The sequence below is a fragment of the Paenibacillus sp. GSMTC-2017 genome, from assembly GCF_016019935.1.
In the GTDB taxonomy this organism is placed as follows: domain Bacteria; phylum Bacillota; class Bacilli; order Paenibacillales; family Paenibacillaceae; genus Pristimantibacillus.
Window position 1 is genome coordinate 1,229,734 of sequence record NZ_JAECMT010000001.1, and the last position, 20,493, is coordinate 1,250,226.

Consider the following 20,493-nt stretch of genomic DNA (forward strand, 5'->3'; position numbering starts at 1 on the left):
ACAACACCTCCAAAAAAAATACGTTATCCGACATATGATCCTCAAACGTTCTTTTTATTCAATATAGCACCAATGATGTGCGCTCCAGCAAAAGTTAAAGATTGTTTTGCCTCTAGCGCTTTACTGTGTGTAGTCTTACCACAGTTCAATAGCAGTACAACTCCATCACATTTGTTCACTAGCGCATTTGTGTCAGGGACATTAAGAACCGGAGGACAATCAATGACGATTCGATCATATCGTTTGGTAGCCATCTCAATAATTTCTTTCATCGATTGAGAATCTAACATATCCGCAGAATTCGTATAGCTAAGTCCACTTGTTAACAACTCGAGACCTTCAACCTCAGTAGCATGTGTTGCCTCTGCGAAAGTTAACTGTTGCGTTAGTACATTGGACAATCCTGGTGAAATTTGTGCGTTAAAAATTTTATGAAGCACAGGATTACGAAAATTTGCATCGATTAGGAGCACTTGGTCCCCTCTTTGTGCCATACTTATTGCTAAATTAATCGCTGCTGTTGATTTTCCATCTCCATCTGATGGGGACGTAACAAGAATCGATCGGATAGAACGACCATCAGAAGCATATTGAATATTGTTACGAATTGTTCTATATTGTTCAGAAATTTTATGTGTGGGATTCAGATACGCCACCAAACTTCGATTAGCTACTCTTTTGGCGATCTTTGATCGTTCACGAACCAATTGTCTCACTCCTAACCATTGCAGGTTTTTGTTTCTTATCTACAGAAGAAGTATGTCTCCTTCTAATCTTTGATACTTGACCAAGTACTGTAATTCCTAATAAACTTTCAACATCTTGTTCTGTACGGATTGAATCATCAAGCGATTCCAGTAGGAAAGCTAAGCTAACACTTAGAATAAGGCCGACGATAAAGGCAATATAAACGATCGTGTTACTTTTTTCATTAATCGGAAATGGCTCTACCTCAGCCGCTGTCAAAAGTTGAATGCTGCGAACATCCAGTGTATCCGCTGCAACAACTTTAAAATGTTCCACAACCGAATTAGCAATATCCGCTGCTCTTTCAGGATTCGAATCTACTACCGATATTACAGTGATCAGTGAAGAATCTACACTGTTCACACGAATTTGACTTCGTAATTCGCTAACGGATCTATCGAGTTCTAATTGTTTTATAACTTCATTTAACACAATTGGCTCACGAACTAATGCCCTAACTGTTGTCATCATGTCGTTGGATGCAGCGATGATAAGCCTTGAAGAAGAATTATAAATATTAGGTTCAGATTGAGAGTTGTACAGAAATCCAAATGTCGTAAGTAATCCTGTTATCAAAATAATGAGCCAAAGTCTTCGTTTTATTGTATTAAATAATTTCCGTAAATCGATCTCTTTTTCTACCGGTACATTATTTCTATCACTGACTCGTTTCGTTTCCATGTATACACCCGCTTATATTGTTAGTTATAAAGAACACTAACGCAATTATAGTTCTTTATATAGAACAAGTCAACATTAATATGCCCTCTTCTACCCCATTCATTTAATGATCGATGTGGAGTATGATAATGTTCGACTTCTTTCTAGAATCAATGCCAGCGTATTCCCTGCTCTTTCCTTGTTCTTCTTTCCACTTGTTCGATCGAACGAGATCTTTTAATGCACGGAAATCCCCTTTACTCATTCCTTCATCCACTGCATCTCTAATGATTGAATGCCATTCTTCATCGAGCACCTCATCGACCCATACTTTTGGTGAAAGATCTTCACCAAGCAAAAATTCAATGTTAGTATCGAGGTGGAATGCAATTTTGGCCAATACTTGTAGTGAAGGGTTGTTCTGAACATTTCGTTCGATATAACTTAAATAAGATTTCGAAACACCTGCTAAATCGGCAAGCTTCGTGATGGAATAACCCTTTTTTTCTCTAAGCGATTTAATCCGTTCCCCAATCATAATATTCTCCTTCAGTCAGATTAGATCCGTACTATTACTACAAGCGCAAACGTGTATCGGGAGTCTTTATAACGGACAATAACTATATTTTAGTTCTTTAAAGAGAACAGGTCAATAGCTGGACCTCTCTTATTTCTATCCATTGCTCATGTTAGCTTGTTCTTTATAAAGAACTCATTTATTCGTAAATACAAAAAAAGCTAGACCCGTTACTGCAGTGGCCTAGTCCTTTACTTCTGTAAATCACTATTTCTAACGTTAATACTTTGGTACATTTTCAAAATCAATCTTAATAGTAGTTGCCTGTCCGAATGCTTGTAATGTAACCTTTATTGATACGATTAAATAAATGAAGAAGAGAGAGCATTTATATGAATGTTTTGACAGTAACTGATGCTGTCCAACTTAATATTCCCAATAAAATCGATACGATAGAATTATTAAAGCGTATGTCTGCACAGGGGCTATGTAAGCCTTATTGTGAATTAGTACTTGTATCGTCTAAGCGTCCAACTTATTAATACTTGGAGGTTATTCAACCAAAGCTGAGCGTATACTCTGTTCTTATTAGCTCGAATAATTCAATTTTTTTTAGATACCATTTCATTCTATAGGTATTTGAAAATATTGTTTCACGCACAATGGAACATCATTCAAGTTGGGTCGTTCCATCAAGCTTACTAGCAAATCATTTTCATTGTTAATGTTGTTGAACTCATCTAGGATTTCTTTGTTAATAAAACGCGCCAACTTCTCTTTTCTTACAATGTCCGCAATAGGAGTATCTAAATCTAATATCTCCATAATTGTTGCATTTTCTTCATTTTCCATTGAACTAAGTCCATTGAAAATATGCATCTCAAAACCACCAAGCTCTAGCTTCTGAATAATATACCCATAATTAACATAGTAGCTATTACTGTAATATGATTTTGTAAGCTTAATAGTTTTAGTTAATCCATTGTTAGTATATCTCCATCTATGCCCTTTTCTAGTGAATAAATATGGGGTAAATAGACTATTTAAAAATTCAACAAACTCCGTTTTATTCACATTTCCCCTCCTTCATAACTGAATTTATTTCAACTTACATTGATCTAAATATAGCTTTTCACCATTCATAAACTTCTCCGCATTAGAGATTAATCGCTGAATATTTTTCTCCTTAGAATATAATGTTGGGTCATAGCCATCAAATCCAATTCATGTGCTTGATTTTCTAAGAATCTTTCCATAGCATATATTTGAGCTTCACTTATACTAAAAATCTTCATCCTAAGACCCTCTAATATTGTCGCCCAACTACAATGAAGATCGTATTTAGTTATTACATTTATGTTAGTTATCATTTTTTCTCCTATGATCAAAACGATTATTTATCCCTTCAACATCAAAAAGATAGGCATAAAACCCTTCGTATAAAGCACCGTGTTCCTTTAGTGACTGCTTAGTTTCCACATCTATCAGGTCAATCCGCATATCATCTGCCAATTGATCGCCACCATCAATCATCACAAGAAAGGAGTGTACTACACCTTTAATAATTTCATTTTGTATTCGCTGAAAGGCTTCTTGATCTTCACGTGTAATTAATTTCTGTTGTAATAACTTGTAGCTATCCGCATATTCGGACCAAATGAGATCAGATGTAGGTTTAAGACTATCAGTCGCTTCTCGTGCCCAATAATCTTTAATCCATTTAAGATTTTGAAAAAGTAATGTATGTTTATCCAATCTCATTACCTCCAGATTTGTACCTATTCACTTCGTACTTTGTTTTTTATACGTTTATATATTCAAGGTTCGGTTCGGTAATAGATATTCCGAGTTCTTAACAGTAAACAATGACCATTCGCTGTAAAAATAATGAGCCTTCATCCGTATTTCTATAAGACAATACTCCCTCTTCAAACTTAAAAATAATTTTGTTTTTATTACTTTCATCATAAAATTCTAAAATCACTCCAGCGTTACTATCGATAAATATCTCATTTATTATCTTTTATGGGAATCCATTGAAAGGTTACCAGCGTGCCCACTGTTCCAAAACGGTTCCCCCTACTAATAAATACGAACTAAAGTACTTGTTTCATATACTCGTCACAAACTTCCTGAATTTTTTGTCTACATATTCTTTTCCATTTTTCTTTTAATTTAGCTTCTTCATTGGATCGCTCTCACTTGAAAGCATTTCTCCACGAAAACCTATCCATACATCTATATCTCTCTGAGATTCCATATTTATTAAAATAAATCTCTTAACTGTTCTTCATTTAAGTTTTCACTTTAGAAAAACTGCCAATGTGCAATACAATCATTCTTCAATTCCTAAATATTTTTTAGCTAAAAGTCTTGTTTGAAATAACCTAATGGGTTCATCATCCAATAATTTTTTAAGTGCCTTAATAGTTAAAGTTGAACTTGTCCAATATGAAATATTTTTCTCTATTGAGTTAATTAACACTTCTGTATCATGAATTTCATCTACAACAAAACAATCAACCTTTTTACCATTAGCTTCAATACTAAATCTACCCCTTATATCTCCATCAACATCCCGTGGATAACCTAGGTCAGGATTTAACGCTCTTATTATTAACCCCACATTAATATAATAACAATCCGAATAACTTGACCTTTGAAGCCCCAGTGAGCAAATAACCTCATCAGTTCCTTTATAATAGTACTTACCCGATTTTTTAAATTCATTTTGTAGTAAACATTTATCTATAGTCTGTCTAAATTCCTTATTATCCAAAATATTCCCCACCTCTGTACGCGTCTAGTTTACTCTGAGTCTTATCTTTAACTAAAAGCGTGCTGTTAATTAAATAATGTATTTATTCGGAGCCGGAAAACTCAAGCAAAAAAGATACCCCAAAGATAAATTTCCTTGGGGTAAAAGAAATATTACAACCGATTAACAATGTCTTTCATTTGAGTTACACCTGCTTTAAGTTCGATTAAGCAAGTATCATCATCAGTCGCAGGCTCATAACCAAATCTTACAGATTCAATATGATAACGCTCCATTAATGATAAGAAATATTCCATTAGTTCCAAGCACTTTTTTTTGTCTAGAATATTGTCCACAATCCAATCTGACTCAGAAAAGTTAATGTCAATCGTACAGAACTCTTCATTAAATGAAAATACGATCAAAAACTCTTCCAACACCGTACCCAACTGTAGTTCCTTTACGGTAATTGTACCCGTAGCAGGTTTTGTGAAAAAATCAGAAAAGCTAGCTATTTCATGAAACTCCTTATCCCTTTCCTCATCGTTGTCATAGAAGTGAGAGGACTTAATGTTATCAGCTGTAAGTTTAAACTCATCAAAAAGCAGTTTATCTAAATATACAGTTCTTAAGTTAAATACTACTTCAAGAAATTCCACATCTTCACCTTCTGGTTGTTTATTTAGTTCATTGCTGGAAGATTGGATAATCCGACGGTGAGGCTAACCCTATACCTCACTTTTTATATGGGGTATGTGCAATTGGACTTTTCGGACAAACCCGTTGACTTGCCTCACTAAGACGAATTACATTGATATAGAATATTTTTTAAATATTGCTTTCTTTAAAATATTCATCAATAGCATCTTCATCACTACACCCCACAATTAATCTACTACTATCTGGTGTCAAAAATATCCCTAAAAGTTTGAGTCATCATTTCATTATTAACTGGTTCTATATGATAATGTTTGCCCTCCTTATAATTATGTGCCAATCTTATCAACTCTGTTCCTAAACCTAAAAGAGCATTTTTACTCAAAAATAATGATACGTATGAAGATCTTGTTATTTCATCTCCATTATTATCGAATACTTGTAATACGCCCACATTATTTGCTTGTTTTTCAAAATCGTCACATTCTTCATTTGCTATATCAATTACATATTTCACAACATTCTTACTCCTTCCTAAAATCAATCGATTATATTCCCCTTCTTATCCATCACAATAGGATACGACTCTCTAGATTTCCATGTGCCAGCAAATGTTTTAGTCTGAATTTCTACATTGTAATGATCTACAGCATTAGAGTACTTAGGTCTAATTGGTTGCACATATACTTTAGTATCTCTTTTAAATACTATTAATAAAGACCCAAAAAACTAAATGATCGGATTGCAAACAATAAAATGCCTCTTTTACCTCTTGCATTTAAACTAAAAAATAAGATGACTACTAAACCAATAGCCATCTTATTTTTTAGTTACCTATACGAAACATCTATAGTTGTTTATAAACAATTAACCATCTTGAGTAATAAGTGACTCCCATCTCTTTTCCATAATTTCATCAATCGTTGGTTCTTCTACTTTGACCTCATTTTCCTTATAATTTTCTACTTTATATGAAAACATGTCTTCCCATTGTGTGAAAAAACATAACCTGTAATCTAGCTGGAGAACCATTACTAAAACTTAATTCAAGAGTAGATAGAGCAAATTGATTTATCGTTTCCATTGAGAGAGTTGTAGAAAATTCCTCAATTCCTTCCCAAACTAAATTAAAATCCACCTTATTCGGAGTTATTTTAAACATACTCATATCTCCAAAAGATGCATCAATAGCTATAAATTTTTCAATTTACATTTTAATTTTATTGGCATCATAAGGACTTTTAATACAAGAACTAATTATTAAATACTCTCCATGACCTATATGCATAATTGCTCCTCACTTTAATCCGAACTTTATCATTTGTGCACCACTGAGTCTAACCATGTATTATAGGTCCAGCTAATTCGCCCGATGGATCAGCCGTCATAACGGGATTATCCATCAAATAAGTAAACGGATTGAGACCAACTGGTTCATTTAAGATAAATCCAATACGATCCTTCGACAAAAACCGTCCGATCTGCGGATCATAATAACGTGCATTTAAATAATATTGGCTTATCTAGGAGTTCCTAAATGAGAGATTAAAGAGGAGGACAGTTGCCTACATCCTGCCTCATTTACTATCTTGAATCGGCTTAAGCTGCAACTCTTTCGTAAACAGCAGTCTATAGCTCAATACGCTCAGGAGCATACTCGTAATTGCTGCAGAACCTGTAAAGGCAAAAACGATTAATATTTGATAGCGTACAGCTTCTATTGGATCTGCCCCGGCTATAATCATGCCCGTCATCATTCCCGGCAGTTGAACGAGACCAACCGTCTTCATACTATCAATCGTCGGGATCATACTGAACTTAACGACTCTTTTCCTAACGTCTTGAAGTGCTTGAGCCGCCGTAGCTCCAAGTGTTAGCAACACTTCAATCTCGCCTTTTGAAGCTTGAACTTCTCTTCTTAACTGGTTAACAAAAAGTCCAGCAACAACCATCGCATTCCCTATTGTCATTCCACTGAGGGGTATAATGTACTGTGGAGTAGGTTCTATAATGTTAAGACCTAGCAATATTCCCATCATTAGAAGCTCAGTCGTCAGAATCGATAAAGCAATCCGCCATATGATACCCTTCATACCCGGTCCGCGCTTAGCTGCATTCCATGACGCTACTATAATCATCAATGATACTATCATTAGCAAAAATATCGCTTTTTCCGTTTGGAAAATATAATGTAGCACATATCCAATAACGAGCAATTGTATCGCTGATCGTATTGTGCCGATAGCTATATCTTTTTCTAATCCTAGCTTCTGCCACACTGAAATAAACATAGTTGCTAATACAAACAACAAAGTAAAGCTAAGCGCAAGTAACGTCATGTTGTCACCTCGCTAACTAAATAACGGAGAAAGTGATTTCCTGATTCTGTTGCTGGCTGACGGAAGAAATCAAGCGTCCCTCTATCCTCTAATAAAGTGCCTTCGGACATAAACCAAGTTCTGCTGCTTGTGCGCCTTACCTGCTCCAAATCATGAGTGACCCAAATGATCGTTACACCTTCACTAACATGCCAACGTTGCAAAAGTTGCTCCACTGCTCTACCACTGATGCTGTCGAGCGATGCTGTAATCTCGTCTAACAACAATATAGAAGGACGTAATAAAAGAGAACGAATAAGCGCAACACGTTGCTTTTCTCCACCAGACAGTTCACTAGCCTTTTTATTTCGATCCAGTCCATCCAGCATTGCTTCCGCAAGTAAATGGGAAGCAAGTTGATCGTCATATGTATTACCGTGGAGACGACTTGCGGTTCGCAGATTATCCTCTACACTGCCATTCAACATAACCGCTTGTTGAGGAACGTAACATATTTGTTTCCTCCAAGCTCTAGCATCCTTCATTCGGTATGATGTTCCTTTAAACAACATATCGCCTTTGTCAGGCGTTTCGAGCATCGCTAAAGTTCGAAGTAATGTACTTTTTCCTTGCCCTGAAGAACCAATAACAGATATAAATTCCGGTTGCTTGATTACGGCAGTCACCTCATCAAACAAATACGGCGATTGTTTATTATCTTTCTTCCAACTCTTTTTCGCTAGTTGCGCGATGTCTAAAATAGCAGCCAAGATTAGGCAGCTCCTTTCAAATCTATTACTTCTATAATAGTTTATAACCTACTTCAAAGTCATTCAACTCTGTTCATCTCGTTCCTTTTGGTCTTGTCGTCGACATAAAAAATACACCTCTTAAAATTTCATCGAAAACCGAGTGGTTTTTCCAATGACAATTCTAAAAGGTGTACTTCACTAAATCGATTAACTAATTAGAGCTACTAAGCTCTTAAACTCCAACTCATCAAACTTGTTGAGCACGATCTCACGGTCATAACTCCAACCACATACATTAATATCTGTATCAAGTGGTGCGTCACAGCATATAGTCGCCAGTTGTCTTGAAAGATGGAGCATGTCCATATCCGCTTCAATCTTCGTACGAACCGTCTTTGATACTCCGTCTAAATTCGCTAACAATGCATCAATAGATCCGTATTCTTGAATGAGCTTATGAGCTGTTTTCTCACCGATACCTTTTACTCCAGGATAGTTATCGCTTGTGTCACCCATCAGACCTTTAATGTCAATGACCTGCACAGGCGTCAATTGACGCTCCTCAAGTAAAAGCTGCGGCGTGTAAACCATATAATTGCCGATACCCTTTTTCATAATCGCAACCGAAACAGTATCATCTACCAATTGGAGCAGATCATGATCTCCTGTTACGATAAAAATGTCCGCTTGATCTTTATACATAGACGCAAGTGTCCCGATGCAATCATCTGCTTCGTATCCTTCTATGCCGATATTCGGCACATTGAAGCTGGCCACAACCTCTTTTACCAAATCAAATTGCGGAACCAAATCATCTGGTGCACTTGGGCGATTCGATTTATAACCGTCATATTGATCCATTCTGAACGTCTTGCCACCCATATCCCAGCAGCAGATGACATGTGTTGGATCAAATTTATTTACTGCATCCATAAAGTAACGAACGAAACCATGTACCGCGTTTACTGGAACCCCTGTGCTTGTCCGGCGAATACTTCCGGTAAACGAGGTTGCAAAATAGGCGCGGAATAAAATGGCCATTCCATCTACAAGAAGCAATCTTTGCTTACTCATTAACAACAGCTCCTAGTATTTTTATTAATATTATTCTATCACATGCTCGCCACGAATGAATCGTCCAATTCGTTCCGCAGCTTCCAACAATCTATTTTCTTCCTCGACAAGTGCAATACGAACATATCCTTCACCTTCTGAGCCGAAAGCTTCACCCGGAATAACGACAACCCCGGTAGCTTTCAACATTTCCTGGGAAATGGTTCTTGAGGACCAGTCGCTCCCTTTGCTCCAAGTCATATCCGGCAGCTTCGCCCATACGAACATTGTCGCTTTCGGCGATTCCACATACCAGCCTTCCTTATGTAACGCTGTTATAAAAGCATCTCGTCTTCGCTCGTACAGCTCACCAACATTATGTTTGTCAGGCTCATTAATTGCTTCTCTTAAGGCAACAATACTTGCTTCTTGAACGGGTTCGAATACGCCGTAATCAACATTAGCTTTCAATTCGCGTAGTGCGCTAACCGCCTCACGATTGCCTACCATAAATCCGATACGGCAGCCCGCCATATTAAAACTTTTTGACATGGAATGAAACTCAACCGCTTGTTTGGAAGCACCTGCAACTTGGAGAATGCTTGGAGGCTTATAACCATCATAACCCATTTCTGAATAAGCTATGTCGTGAACGACTAAGACACCATATTTTTTTGCTTTATCGAGTAGTTTCTCAAAAAATGAAAGGTCAGCAACAGCTGATAACGGATTGTTGGGATAGTTAAGCAATATAAATTTCGCCTTCTGCCACACTTCTTCACTTATTGCTTCTAAGTCTGGCAAGTAATTATTTTCAGGACGAAGTGGCATTAATTCTGCTTGAACACCAGCGAGCACTAATGATGCCATATAGATCGGATACCCTGGATTCGGAAGCAAGACCACATCTCCCGGATTACAAGTAGCCATCGCAAGGTTTGCCAGACCATCTTGTGAACCAAGCAAAGTTACGACTTCGCTTGCTGGATCAACTGTGACGCCAAAGCGATGAAGCATCCAAGCAGCCGCTTGTTCCTTATATGGCAAACCACCCTTTATAGCCGGATATGCATACATATCTGTACGAAGAGCCGCGTCGCTTAAAGCTTGACGTACATTCTCAGTTGGCGGCTGATCTGGACTTCCGATTCCAAGATCGATGATGTCCATCCCGCTTGCAATAGCGGCTCTTTTCCAATCTGTCACTTCTACAAATATGGAAGAACCAAGCTTTGATAACCTTTCGGATCTCCAGCTTTTTGCACTGCCAGTTGCGCTATTCATGGTTGCCCCATGTTTGCTCGTAGGAGTCTTCCTTATAACCAACCGTTACTTCTTTACCATTCGTTACAATTGGACGTTTAATCAACATTCCATTAGATGCAAGAAGGTTTAGCTTCTCCTCTTCTGACATAGATGCCAGCTTGTCCTTCAGACCAAGCTCGCGATATACGTCGCCAGAAGTATTAAACAGCTTTTTAATATCCATGCCGCTTATGTTTAATAATTGTTTCAGCTCTTCAGCGGTAGGCGTCTGCTCAACGATATGTCGCGATACAACATCATTCCCTTTTGCCTTTAGAGACTTAATTGCCGCTTTACATGTACTGCATTTCGGATATTCAAAAATCGTTAATTGATTTCCAGTAGTCACAATGACTACCTCCTTTCGATTGATGATAGAAGATTAGAATTTTCTCGTCTGATGTTCGCTCGCAACTATTTTGATAAATCGACTATGATTACATCCTTTGTCGGAGTTTTCATTCGAACCTGCCTTAGCATCTTAAAGCTAACGAACCGAATACACCTTATATTAACAATAAGTAGCGATTTTGAGCTTTAACGAACTACAAGATCGTTATTCCGACAAAAGAAGCCCTATTTCTGCGAAATTCACAGTAATAACGCTATTTAGATTCGTTAGAAAAAATAGTTTTTTTTGTAGAATAAGCATCGTACAGTTCGTTAGGCACTTCCTTACTTCTCTTTATTCTGAGCAAGTAATTGCTCCAGCCTCTGCATTTCAGCAGGAAGTGGTGCATGCCATACCATTTGCTCTTTTGTAATCGGATGAACGAATCCAAGTGTCTCAGCATGGAGAGCTTGCCGTCCAACGATCTCTTCCCAATCCGCCCGAACAAGTTCTTCCGAACCATACATCTTATCACCGATAAGCGGGCAACCGATAAATCGCATATGCACACGGATTTGGTGCGTTCTTCCTGTCTCAAGCTTTAGCTTAACGGAAGCTGCCCCTGTCCCCACATTACTTCCACTAAAGCTTTTAATAATCTCATAATGAGTCACTGACGGGTAGCCCGTAGGCGTAACAACCCGTATATGTGGGCGTTCTATGTCACGATCAATCGGTTCATCAATCGTTCCAGTTATCGGCTCAGGTACGCCATACACATAAGCGCGATAAAGCTTTGTAACTGTTCCTGCTTGTAATTGCTCAGATATTTGTTGGTGAACATAGCTCGTTTTAGCGATAGCGACTAATCCCGAAGTTTCCTCATCTAGTCTATGAATAGGACGGAATCGAACACGTTCCCCACGCTCACGCCAATGATAAACAACACCGTTTGCTAAAGTACCTGTATAATGACCATGTGTCGGATGAACGATCATGCCAGCAGGTTTATGCACGATGAGCAAATCATCATCTTCAAATACAATTTCGATTGGAATTGGCTGCGGCAATATGTCTTCCGATTCTTCTCTCTCCATACGCACTCGAATGACGTCTCCGGCTGACACTTTTGCAGTCGTATACACTCGTTCTTCATTAACAGTCAAACCATGTTCAGTCAGCTTTACTTGTGACAGCAATTTGCGTGATACACCGAGTCGTCGGTCCAAAATGTTTCTTACAACTTTCCCATCATCTTCTTGACTTACTACAACTTCGAGTGGTCTATAGTAACGGGCAACCAAATCTTCAAGGTTATCCTTATTCATGGTAGTCAACGTCACGTCCAATCATTTCTTACGTTTACCAAATACGTTGGCACTTCTCACATATTCAGTATCAGGAACAGCTAACTTCGCATTTGCTACTCGTGCAGCAGCAAAGAAGAAATCTGATAGTCTGTTTAAGTAAACAAGAACGTCCCCATTAATAGCATGCTCTCCAGACAACGTAACCACTCGGCGCTCTGCTCTACGACAAACAGTACGACAAACATGCAACATAGAAGATGCGCTACTTCCTCCCGGCAAAATAAACCTTGTTAGCTCTGGAGCTTCCACAATATATTGATCGATCAAAGCCTCCAATCGTTCAGATGGCTCTGCATTTACTTTAAGCGGAGCACCTTCCTGTGCATAAGCCAAGTCAGATCCACAATCAAACAACTCTTGTTGAATATCAATCAATATGTCCGTAAGTTCATGAAGACACGCATGTTTCCCCGTCTCTGCCACAGCAACACCAACAAAACTATTCAATTCATCAATCGTTCCATAAGCTTCCACGCGCGCATCATCTTTGCGCACTCTGCCGCCGATTAAAGACGTTTCACCCATATCCCCTGTTTTCGTGTATAAACGCATATATGACACTTCCTCTCCATACATTTTTATGGCCTAAAAAAAACAGATCGACAGCAAACAGCAGGCCGGAGAAACTCCTGACCTGCTGTACACTAATTATTGTTTAAGCTTATATACAAATTGTCCAATTCGATCTAACGCTTCTGTTAGTTGAGAAACGGATGTAGCATAGGAACACCGAAGGTGACCTTCCCCTCCAAGACCAAATACATCGCCCGGCACTGCTGCCACTCCCGCTTCCTCTAAAAGCCGCTGAGCGAATTGCTCACTACTTAGACCAGTAGATGCAACTGATGGGAAAGCATAGAACGCACCTTGAGGCTCATGGCATTCCAGACCGATATCACGGAAGCCTTTTACAACAAGCCGGCGTCGTTGATTGTACGACTCAATCATGCGACTCATTTCTTCCTGTCCATGTCTAAGCGCTTCAAGTGCTGCATATTGTCCCATAACAGGGGCACACATAACCGTATATTGATGAATTTTAAGCATCGCTGACAAAATATCCGAATGAGCACAAGCATAGCCCATACGCCAGCCTGTCATTGCGAAAGCTTTCGAAAAGCCACTGACCAAAATAGTGCGATCCTTCATGCCCGGCATAGCCGCGAAGCTAACATGTTTAGAACCATATGTGAGTTCAGCATAGATCTCATCAGAAATAACGATTAGATCCTCTTCCTCCACTACTTTAGCTATTGGAAGCCAATCCTCATACGTCATAATACCGCCAGTTGGGTTGCTTGGATAACATAATATAAGTACTTTAGATTTCGGTGTTATTACGGCACGAAGCGCTTCTTCCCGCAGTTTGAAGTTATCTTCTGCGAACGTTTCGATTCCGACTGCAACACCACCACTGAGTGCGGTAATAGGTGAATAAGAGATATAACAAGGTTCAGGAATTAATATCTCATCGCCAGGTACAATTAATGCACGAAGAGCTAAATCGATAGCTTCACTACCACCGACTGTTACGATAATCTCATTCGCTGGATTATATTCCACTGAAAAGGAATCATTTAAGTATTGTCCAATTGCTTCCCTTAGTTCGGGCATACCAGCATTAGAAGTATATTGTGTCTTGCCCGTTTCTAAAGCATACACTGCTGCTTCCCTTACATGCCAAGGCGTTGTAAAGTCTGGTTCCCCAACACCAAGCGTTATAATATCTTTGCGAGAACTAACTAAATCAAAAAACCGGCGGATGCCCGACGGTTTCATGTCTCTTGCGAGGGGAGACAAGTAACCAGCCATCGATTGACGCGTCATAGGGATGGCTGTTTGTTCCGATTCCTCTTTTATCATCACCATCACCCTTTATATTACGGCGAAACCATCAAACGATGGTCATCTTCATTTTCTTCGAAGATAATGCCGTCTTGTTTGTATTTTTTCAATATAAAAAATGTTTTTGTAGAAAGTACCGCATCAATAGGGGACAGCTTGTTTGATACGAAGGAGGCCACTTCTTTCAAGTTTTTCCCTTCAACCTCGACAAGTAAATCATAGGCGCCCGACATCAAATAAACCGATTTCACTTCTGGGTACAAATAAATTCTTTCCGCGATACCTTCGAAACCACGACCGCGCTCTGGAGTGATTTGAACTTCGATTAAGGCGGTTACCTTCTCGTCATCCACTTTACTCCAATTGACAACTGTCGCATATTTAACGATGATATGGTCTTGCTCCATCGCAGCGATTGCTTCTTTGACATCCGTCACCGGAACATCAAGCATAGTCGCGATTAATTCCGCGTCTCTGCGGGCGTCTTCTTTTAGTAATTCCAACACCTTTAACTGTAACTCGTTCATTTATAAACTCCTTCCAGCGCGCCTGCGATAATAAAGAATATTTTACAACGAATTCCGGCTTCCTGCAAAGAAAAATTGATAATACATGAATTATGAAGTTCTATCACAAACAGATTATTCAAACAAATGACATATACAAGCAAAAAAGACCCCTAAGGGTCTTTAGTTGAAATACGACTGTTGTGATTGGCTTCCATATTGCTGACCGCCTACAGGCGTGTATATCGATTGTTGCCCTACATTGTTCAGCTTCTGCTGAAGCATTTGTTTTGTCTTCTGTGCAGTCTGTTTATACTGCTGAGCTTGTTTGTCGAGCTCTTGGCGCAGTGCAGGTGAGGACGTATTATACATGTTAGCCTGTTGCATCGCTTGAAACAACTGTCCTTGTAAGCTGAGCGTACTGTCCAGCAATTTAGTAAAGAGTTGGCGAATATCTGGACAAGTAGACTCCGTCGCACCCGTCGCGTATTCACGCACAACCCGTTTGAGGTCAGACAATACAGTTGAAGCCAAATCCTCCTCAGTGAGGATTGATTGCGATTGCTGATTATACATCGATGTACCTCCATTTTAAATCGATATTAACCCTACCATAGCCACTTATTGCTGCGGCTGTGTTGGAGCTATTTGTTGATGATGCGAAATGGCGTGCAAAAGTGAATCATAATGTTGTTGATGTGTCTGGATTACTTGGGAAAAGTAATTTCGGATTGCTGGTGTTGTTGATACGGCAAGGGTTGCTGCTGCTTGTTTAATAAGCAGATCCTCATTCGACATTGAGTCCGCTATATACTCCAGTTCCTTAGCTGTCATAGGCTGAACCATTTTACCCCTCCTTTTACGTTTGAAATGTGATGACTTCCGTATTATGGGCTATTTCGCTATATTTATGTGTCATCAACTAGATCAAATTTCCCTGTGTCCGTTATTAAAAATTTCACATTCAGCTTCAGTTGGTCTATTCGCGGCATCCAGCCTTTTTTTGCTGCATGCTCTTTCCAATAACTGTTATGGTGACGATATAATCGATGCTCTAAACCAAGCAGATCCATTTGGTTTGCAATTCCCAGTTTATAAACAGCCTCGATCTCTTCCTTCACCTTATTTTCAACAAGTTTAGCTATCTTCTTTTCATCCATACCTCCATTATGTTCCAGAATATGCCCCACTAACTTCAAATCTAAATCAAAGCTGCTTTCTCCGTTTTCAAGTGTAGTTTTGAACTTTATTTTTGAATTCGTAATTGCAGTCGAAGCATCACCACTTTGATCAGAAACCTTTAATAGAACCCGACTAAAATGTTCATTCAACCACCGTATTCCGATCACACTATCGCTTTTAAAATATCCTTGGCATTTGAAGTTTTTGAATACAAACAAACCATTAATCATTTGAGTCTTCAGCGGCTGATCCTTAAACTTCCAATACTTTTCTGTAAAGTTGAGTGCTGGTATTAACGTCGTCATTGCAGGTTCCTTTAGTTTTTGTACGGCAGTCTGCATATTAAATGGATGAACAAACGTAAATTGTTGGTCTTGTAGCTTTGGATTGTAAAGAATGGTACTGAGGGCAGATTCATTAAAAAATGCATCGGTTGTAAAAAGCTCATCCAATGGCATATTGGTACCAAAGATCATTGAAGTATAGCGTGAAGCTCGCTGCCTATTTAGCCCATCAAGTACTTCGTCTACCTTGTTCATAGCTCGTTCATGAAGAACAATCGTTTCTAAATGTTCCAAATTGAGAATATTTTGAGCAGTTCGGCTTAAATGAAACAATGCGAGCAACACAGAATCACCAGTACTTTTACCAATCCATACTTGCTTGGGCTCTGATTTGGGACCTTCTGTTTTCGCTATTGCAACAAAACTGATCATTTGACCGTAAACCACATATTTTCCTTCTATAAAATCAATACCTAATGCAGTCATGTAGCTATTATCTTGAAGATCTACTTCATCCCAACAGCCCGAAAGTAAAAAGCACATCATAATTACTACACTTACAGCAACTCCTCTTCTAATTCCTCCAACCTTTTTAACTCCAAGTAAGTTGTTCATTGCTTTTTCCTGCGGTTAGCTTCAAGCTTCCACGGCTTCTGGAGTAGAGCATTTGCTAGATCCTTGAAATGTAGCGGAGCTAACGGCTGCATATAAGATTGCCCAAATGACTCCAACGAACATAGATATATCATTAATGCAAACATCCCGATTATAAAACCATACATACCAAAAAATGAAGCACAAAGTAAAATAGCAAAGCGAAATATACTTACAGATCCCGCTAATGATTGATTAACTAAAGTGAAAGTAGATACTGCAGCTACTGCGGCTACTACTAGCATTGTAGGAGATGTTAGTCCTGCTCGAATCGCTGCATCACCGATAATTAATCCGCCTACAACAGACACGGTCTGTCCTACAGGTCTTGGTAACCTAACACCAGCCTCTCGAAATACTTCAAATAATGTGAGCATCAGAAACATTTCCATCGTTGCAGACAAAGGCAAGCCAATACGAGAGATAGATACTGTCGCTAACAAAGAATATGGAATTTGATCCTGGTTAAATGACGAAAGCGCTATCCAGAAACCTGGGAGAAACAAGGCTAATAATAAACCAAGTAGACGAAGCAAGCGTTCTAACGATACATAATAAAACGGAAGATGTGCATCCTCCGGCGATTTAATGAGCAGAAGAAGATTTCCTGGGCCTATTAAAGCAGCAGGTGATCCATCTACAAGAACTGCGAAACGCCCCTTCATCAAAGATTGAACGACATAATCAGGTCTGCCTATATACTCAAGCAAGGGGAAGAGGGCATACGGTTGATCAGATAACAACTCCTCCAGTTCCCCTGCTCCATTCAAAGATGTAATATGAATGGCTTTCAGCCTTCTTTTCGCCTCCTCAACCACTTCAGAAGGAGCTTCATCAGACATATGCATCAACGCAACCCCTGTTTGTGTTTCGGAGCCTATCTTGAAATATTCAACATGCAATTTGGGTGTAAGCAATCGTTTCCGCACTAAAGCTATATTGATCGATAACTGCTCAATAAAGCCATCTCGTGGCCCTTTGAGTGAAAGTTCCATCGCTGATTCCTCTGGGCTTCTCGAAGGCTGATTAGATATATTATATTCATAAAAAGATGAATCATCTGAGAACGTAATAATTACGCTACCGGAAAATAATCTGCAAAATAGATGATTTACATCTGCGGAGTCAACCTTCATAAACTTTTTATTAGGCGAATGACGTTCTACTTCTTCTGTAGTTTGACTGGACGGTATCGTTTCCCTACTGTTTTCCGTTTTTTGAAGGATCGGAAGAAGCCCTAAATGAAACATTCCGGCATCAACCATTCCTTCGCAATAATAAAGTGTGGCCGTCAAATCGATGTAATCAGGCAGTTCAACATGATGAATCAATACATCTGCGCAATTTTTTAACTTTGTGCTAAATTGTTCTATTGTGATACCCGCTTCATCATTGCCTTTCATCTGATATCCATAATCCATTTTGTCTGCCATTTGATTACCGCCTCTTCTTCATAAAACTAATTGCATAAATGAACAGCACTACCATTAACGTAATCAATCCAATATTTTTAAAGCGCCATTTAATGATCTCTTGATATAAACTCATATGATTCGTCCAATAGGTAGCAAAAATAACGAACACTACAGATATAATCAAATAACCTGCCCACTTCCTCTTCATCCGGTTGATTGGACTAAATTCGATTAGTATGTAGATAGCCAATGAAATCCTTACTAATGCACCTGCCAGCCATTGAAATATCGCCAAAAAATCAACATGTTCAAAGTATTTGCCAACCGTTACCAATCTCCATTGTGAATATGCGGGGTACTTTAATTTCGTGGCTTCTACAGGACCAAATTCAGAAATTGCGCCTAAAATCGGACCAATCGCTAATAAAGCCAAAAATAAAACGAGGATGATCATATGCCATCGACTCATCCTTTTGCTCATGTGATGTTGAATAAATAACAACGAAAACAGCTCGCTAAAAGCTGTTAAACAATTCATTGATGCAGTTATAACTGGGATTGCTCCGTGTTCAAGCATTGGAAGGACATAACGATAATCTTTATTTGGCATATTTGCAGACATAACAAAATCACCAAAAAAAACGACTATCGGAATTAGGAGACAACTTATATAAGCAATCGTTCTGAGGCCCATACTCGCCGCATAATGGCAAAGACACAAAAGGATAATGATAATAGCCAGAAATGGTGTTCTAGGAAGGTAGGACGTACCTGTCCATGAAGAGGTAACAATAAGTGTTTCAAGTCCCGTGATCATAATAAGAATCAAAAAATATGTAATTAATGCCCCTGCGATTAAGGGATGCAATCTTTCTTTTAGCCATATATCAATTCTTGTTTTATTCATTTTTTTCAAAATGGCGCACAACGGAATTAGACTCCACGGTAAAATAACCGTTAGTGATAGTAAAACTGACATCCATGCATCACGACCTGCTTCCCCTAATAGGAGCGGCACAATGAGAACATGGTTAACGAGTCCAACTGATAATATAATGATTGCAAAAGTGGCTGTTATACCGAATGGTTTTACTTTCATAATTGGCATTCACTTCCTCACAACCAAAGGTTGCCCAAAAGAGAATGCCAACATTCATACTATAGAGGAAAATAAGTGCAGAAGATTAACAGAGGAAATACGTAGCTAATTTTTAGAAAATACCCATACTTAAGTAGCGTTCGCCTGTGTCTGGTGCAATGCAGAGCACCCTTTTCCCGCTTCCTAATCGCTTAGCTACTTGCATAGCAGCCCACACTGTAGCACCAGAGGATGGTCCTAGTAGAAGCCCCTCTTGCCGTGCTAAAGCTCTCATCGTATTAAGAGCATTATCATCTGATACTTGAATGATCTCATCATAGACAGAAACATTAAGAATAGCAGGAATGAATCCAGGGCTAGTTCCAACTAGCTTGTGAGGACCCGGTTGCCCCCCCGATAGTACGGGTGAACCTTGTGGTTCTACAACGGCAACATATAAGTTAGGTAGCAATTCCTTAAGCTTCTCTCCTGTACCAGTTATCGTTCCACCTGTCCCCGCTGAAGCAACGAATGCATCCAAGCGACCATCCGTCTGATCCATTATTTCTAGTGCAGTTGTTTTGCGATGGATATCTGGATTTGCAGCATTTTCAAATTGGTTCGGAATGAAGCTACCCGGTAAACTTGCTTGAATCTCTTCGGCTTTACGAATAGCTCCTGGCATACGTTCCGATGCAGGCGTTAATACAACTTCTGCACCATAGGCTTTCAGTAGCATAATACGTTCAGGGGACATATTGTCTGGCATAATTAGAATAAGCTTATATCCTTTAGCTGCTGCACTCATTGCTAAACCTATGCCCGTGTTACCACTGGTAGGTTCAATGATTGTATCGCCTAGCTTTATAAGCCCAGCCTGCTCAGCAGCTTCAATTAGAGCGAAAGCCGCCCGATCTTTAACGCTACCGCTAGGATTAAAGCGCTCCAGCTTAATACAAACTTCTGCGCTTCCTTCCTCAGCAATACGCTGTAAACTTATTACTGGAGTATTACCGATTAGCTTCGTAATATCTGACACAACTCTAGCCATTATTATTCGA

Annotated in this window: 24 protein-coding genes; all 24 read right to left on the reverse strand. The window is 39.0% G+C overall.

Features of this window, described 5'->3' with window-relative positions; translation table 11 throughout:
* Nucleotides 1-41: 41 nt before the first annotated feature.
* Entirely contained in the window at nt 42-707 is a 666-nt protein-coding gene (locus I6N90_RS05720) for a CpsD/CapB family tyrosine-protein kinase (protein ID WP_197934497.1), read from the reverse strand.
* Nucleotides 697-1,428, reverse strand: coding sequence for a YveK family protein (locus tag I6N90_RS05725; RefSeq protein ID WP_197934498.1), 732 nt, complete (start codon nt 1,426-1,428; stop codon nt 697-699). The genes I6N90_RS05720 and I6N90_RS05725 overlap by 11 nt, the downstream gene beginning before the upstream one ends.
* 103 nt (nt 1,429-1,531) lie before the next feature.
* Nucleotides 1,532-1,945, reverse strand: a complete 414-nt coding sequence (locus I6N90_RS05730; protein ID WP_197934499.1) for a helix-turn-helix transcriptional regulator — start codon at nt 1,943-1,945, stop codon at nt 1,532-1,534.
* A gap of 603 nt (nt 1,946-2,548) precedes the next feature.
* The gene (locus tag I6N90_RS05735) at nt 2,549-2,998 is read right to left on the reverse strand and encodes a DUF4304 domain-containing protein (protein WP_197934500.1); all 450 of its coding nucleotides are present in this window, start codon (nt 2,996-2,998) and stop codon (nt 2,549-2,551) included.
* Nucleotides 2,999-3,283: 285 nt separating this feature from the next.
* A complete protein-coding gene (locus I6N90_RS05740; RefSeq protein ID WP_197934501.1) occupies nt 3,284-3,679 on the reverse strand; it encodes a histidine kinase in 396 nt (131 codons plus the stop codon).
* 580 nt (nt 3,680-4,259) lie between these two features.
* Nucleotides 4,260-4,703: a DUF4304 domain-containing protein gene (locus tag I6N90_RS05745; RefSeq protein ID WP_197934502.1), complete on the reverse strand. Its 444-nt coding sequence runs from the start codon at nt 4,701-4,703 to the stop codon at nt 4,260-4,262.
* Between the two features lie 152 nt (nt 4,704-4,855).
* Entirely contained in the window at nt 4,856-5,341 is a 486-nt protein-coding gene (locus I6N90_RS05750; protein ID WP_197934503.1) for a hypothetical protein, read from the reverse strand.
* Between the two features lie 239 nt (nt 5,342-5,580).
* The gene (locus tag I6N90_RS05755; protein ID WP_197934504.1) at nt 5,581-5,856 is read right to left on the reverse strand and encodes a hypothetical protein; all 276 of its coding nucleotides are present in this window, start codon (nt 5,854-5,856) and stop codon (nt 5,581-5,583) included.
* Between the two features lie 820 nt (nt 5,857-6,676).
* The gene (locus I6N90_RS05760; RefSeq protein ID WP_197934829.1) at nt 6,677-6,862 is read right to left on the reverse strand and encodes an RHS repeat-associated core domain-containing protein; all 186 of its coding nucleotides are present in this window, start codon (nt 6,860-6,862) and stop codon (nt 6,677-6,679) included.
* Between the two features lie 54 nt (nt 6,863-6,916).
* Complete coding sequence (locus I6N90_RS05765) at nt 6,917-7,678, reverse strand: ABC transporter permease (RefSeq protein WP_197934505.1); 762 nt, start codon at nt 7,676-7,678, stop codon at nt 6,917-6,919.
* Complete coding sequence (locus I6N90_RS05770; RefSeq protein WP_197934506.1) at nt 7,675-8,427, reverse strand: ABC transporter ATP-binding protein; 753 nt, start codon at nt 8,425-8,427, stop codon at nt 7,675-7,677. The genes I6N90_RS05765 and I6N90_RS05770 overlap by 4 nt, the downstream gene beginning before the upstream one ends.
* A gap of 189 nt (nt 8,428-8,616) precedes the next feature.
* Nucleotides 8,617-9,483: a 5'-3' exonuclease gene (locus I6N90_RS05775; RefSeq protein WP_197934507.1), complete on the reverse strand. Its 867-nt coding sequence runs from the start codon at nt 9,481-9,483 to the stop codon at nt 8,617-8,619.
* 30 nt (nt 9,484-9,513) lie between these two features.
* Complete coding sequence (locus I6N90_RS05780) at nt 9,514-10,746, reverse strand: aminotransferase class I/II-fold pyridoxal phosphate-dependent enzyme (RefSeq protein WP_197934508.1); 1,233 nt, start codon at nt 10,744-10,746, stop codon at nt 9,514-9,516.
* Nucleotides 10,739-11,116 (reverse strand): arsenate reductase family protein, encoded by a 378-nt coding sequence (locus I6N90_RS05785; protein WP_197934509.1) that lies wholly within the window; start codon nt 11,114-11,116, stop codon nt 10,739-10,741. Before I6N90_RS05785 ends, I6N90_RS05780 begins: the two co-directional genes overlap by 8 nt.
* Before the next feature lie 326 nt (nt 11,117-11,442).
* Nucleotides 11,443-12,426 (reverse strand): RluA family pseudouridine synthase, encoded by a 984-nt coding sequence (locus I6N90_RS05790; RefSeq protein WP_197934510.1) that lies wholly within the window; start codon nt 12,424-12,426, stop codon nt 11,443-11,445.
* A gap of 21 nt (nt 12,427-12,447) precedes the next feature.
* A complete protein-coding gene (locus tag I6N90_RS05795; protein WP_197934511.1) occupies nt 12,448-13,020 on the reverse strand; it encodes a cob(I)yrinic acid a,c-diamide adenosyltransferase in 573 nt (190 codons plus the stop codon).
* A 96-nt stretch (nt 13,021-13,116) separates the two neighbouring features.
* The gene (locus I6N90_RS05800) at nt 13,117-14,331 is read right to left on the reverse strand and encodes an aminotransferase class I/II-fold pyridoxal phosphate-dependent enzyme (RefSeq protein WP_197934512.1); all 1,215 of its coding nucleotides are present in this window, start codon (nt 14,329-14,331) and stop codon (nt 13,117-13,119) included.
* A 17-nt stretch (nt 14,332-14,348) separates the two neighbouring features.
* Nucleotides 14,349-14,840, reverse strand: a complete 492-nt coding sequence (locus tag I6N90_RS05805; protein ID WP_197934513.1) for an Lrp/AsnC family transcriptional regulator — start codon at nt 14,838-14,840, stop codon at nt 14,349-14,351.
* Between the two features lie 162 nt (nt 14,841-15,002).
* The gene (locus tag I6N90_RS05810; protein WP_197934514.1) at nt 15,003-15,395 is read right to left on the reverse strand and encodes a spore coat protein; all 393 of its coding nucleotides are present in this window, start codon (nt 15,393-15,395) and stop codon (nt 15,003-15,005) included.
* A gap of 45 nt (nt 15,396-15,440) precedes the next feature.
* Nucleotides 15,441-15,665 carry a hypothetical protein gene (locus tag I6N90_RS05815; RefSeq protein WP_197934515.1) on the reverse strand — a complete coding sequence of 75 codons (225 nt, stop codon included), beginning with the start codon at nt 15,663-15,665 and terminating at the stop codon, nt 15,441-15,443.
* Between the two features lie 62 nt (nt 15,666-15,727).
* Nucleotides 15,728-16,900 carry a Ger(x)C family spore germination protein gene (locus tag I6N90_RS05820; protein ID WP_197934516.1) on the reverse strand — a complete coding sequence of 391 codons (1,173 nt, stop codon included), beginning with the start codon at nt 16,898-16,900 and terminating at the stop codon, nt 15,728-15,730.
* On the reverse strand, nt 16,897-18,372 hold the full coding sequence (locus I6N90_RS05825) for a spore germination protein (protein ID WP_197934517.1): 1,476 nt from the start codon (nt 18,370-18,372) through the stop codon (nt 16,897-16,899). The genes I6N90_RS05820 and I6N90_RS05825 overlap by 4 nt, the downstream gene beginning before the upstream one ends.
* 4 nt (nt 18,373-18,376) lie before the next feature.
* Entirely contained in the window at nt 18,377-19,462 is a 1,086-nt protein-coding gene (locus I6N90_RS05830; protein WP_197934518.1) for an endospore germination permease, read from the reverse strand.
* 103 nt (nt 19,463-19,565) lie between these two features.
* On the reverse strand, nt 19,566-20,483 hold the full coding sequence (cysK, locus tag I6N90_RS05835; RefSeq protein WP_197934519.1) for a cysteine synthase A: 918 nt from the start codon (nt 20,481-20,483) through the stop codon (nt 19,566-19,568).
* Between the last annotated feature and the right edge of the window lie 10 nt (nt 20,484-20,493).

Coding starts and splice junctions, on each gene's coding strand:
- I6N90_RS05725 (WP_197934498.1), bottom strand. CDS start 1,428: ATGGAAACGAAACGAGTCAGTGATAGAAATAATGTACCGGTAGAAAAA.
- I6N90_RS05730 (WP_197934499.1), bottom strand. CDS start 1,945: ATGATTGGGGAACGGATTAAATCGCTTAGAGAAAAAAAGGGTTATTCC.
- I6N90_RS05765 (WP_197934505.1), bottom strand. CDS start 7,678: ATGACGTTACTTGCGCTTAGCTTTACTTTGTTGTTTGTATTAGCAACT.
- I6N90_RS05775 (WP_197934507.1), bottom strand. CDS start 9,483: ATGAGTAAGCAAAGATTGCTTCTTGTAGATGGAATGGCCATTTTATTC.
- I6N90_RS05780 (WP_197934508.1), bottom strand. CDS start 10,746: ATGAATAGCGCAACTGGCAGTGCAAAAAGCTGGAGATCCGAAAGGTTA.
- I6N90_RS05790 (WP_197934510.1), bottom strand. CDS start 12,426: ATGAATAAGGATAACCTTGAAGATTTGGTTGCCCGTTACTATAGACCA.
- I6N90_RS05795 (WP_197934511.1), bottom strand. CDS start 13,020: ATGCGTTTATACACGAAAACAGGGGATATGGGTGAAACGTCTTTAATC.
- I6N90_RS05800 (WP_197934512.1), bottom strand. CDS start 14,331: ATGATAAAAGAGGAATCGGAACAAACAGCCATCCCTATGACGCGTCAA.
- I6N90_RS05805 (WP_197934513.1), bottom strand. CDS start 14,840: ATGAACGAGTTACAGTTAAAGGTGTTGGAATTACTAAAAGAAGACGCC.
- I6N90_RS05810 (WP_197934514.1), bottom strand. CDS start 15,395: ATGTATAATCAGCAATCGCAATCAATCCTCACTGAGGAGGATTTGGCT.
- I6N90_RS05815 (WP_197934515.1), bottom strand. CDS start 15,665: ATGGTTCAGCCTATGACAGCTAAGGAACTGGAGTATATAGCGGACTCA.
- I6N90_RS05820 (WP_197934516.1), bottom strand. CDS start 16,900: ATGAACAACTTACTTGGAGTTAAAAAGGTTGGAGGAATTAGAAGAGGA.
- I6N90_RS05825 (WP_197934517.1), bottom strand. CDS start 18,372: ATGGCAGACAAAATGGATTATGGATATCAGATGAAAGGCAATGATGAA.
- I6N90_RS05830 (WP_197934518.1), bottom strand. CDS start 19,462: ATGCCAATTATGAAAGTAAAACCATTCGGTATAACAGCCACTTTTGCA.
- cysK (WP_197934519.1), bottom strand. CDS start 20,483: ATGGCTAGAGTTGTGTCAGATATTACGAAGCTAATCGGTAATACTCCA.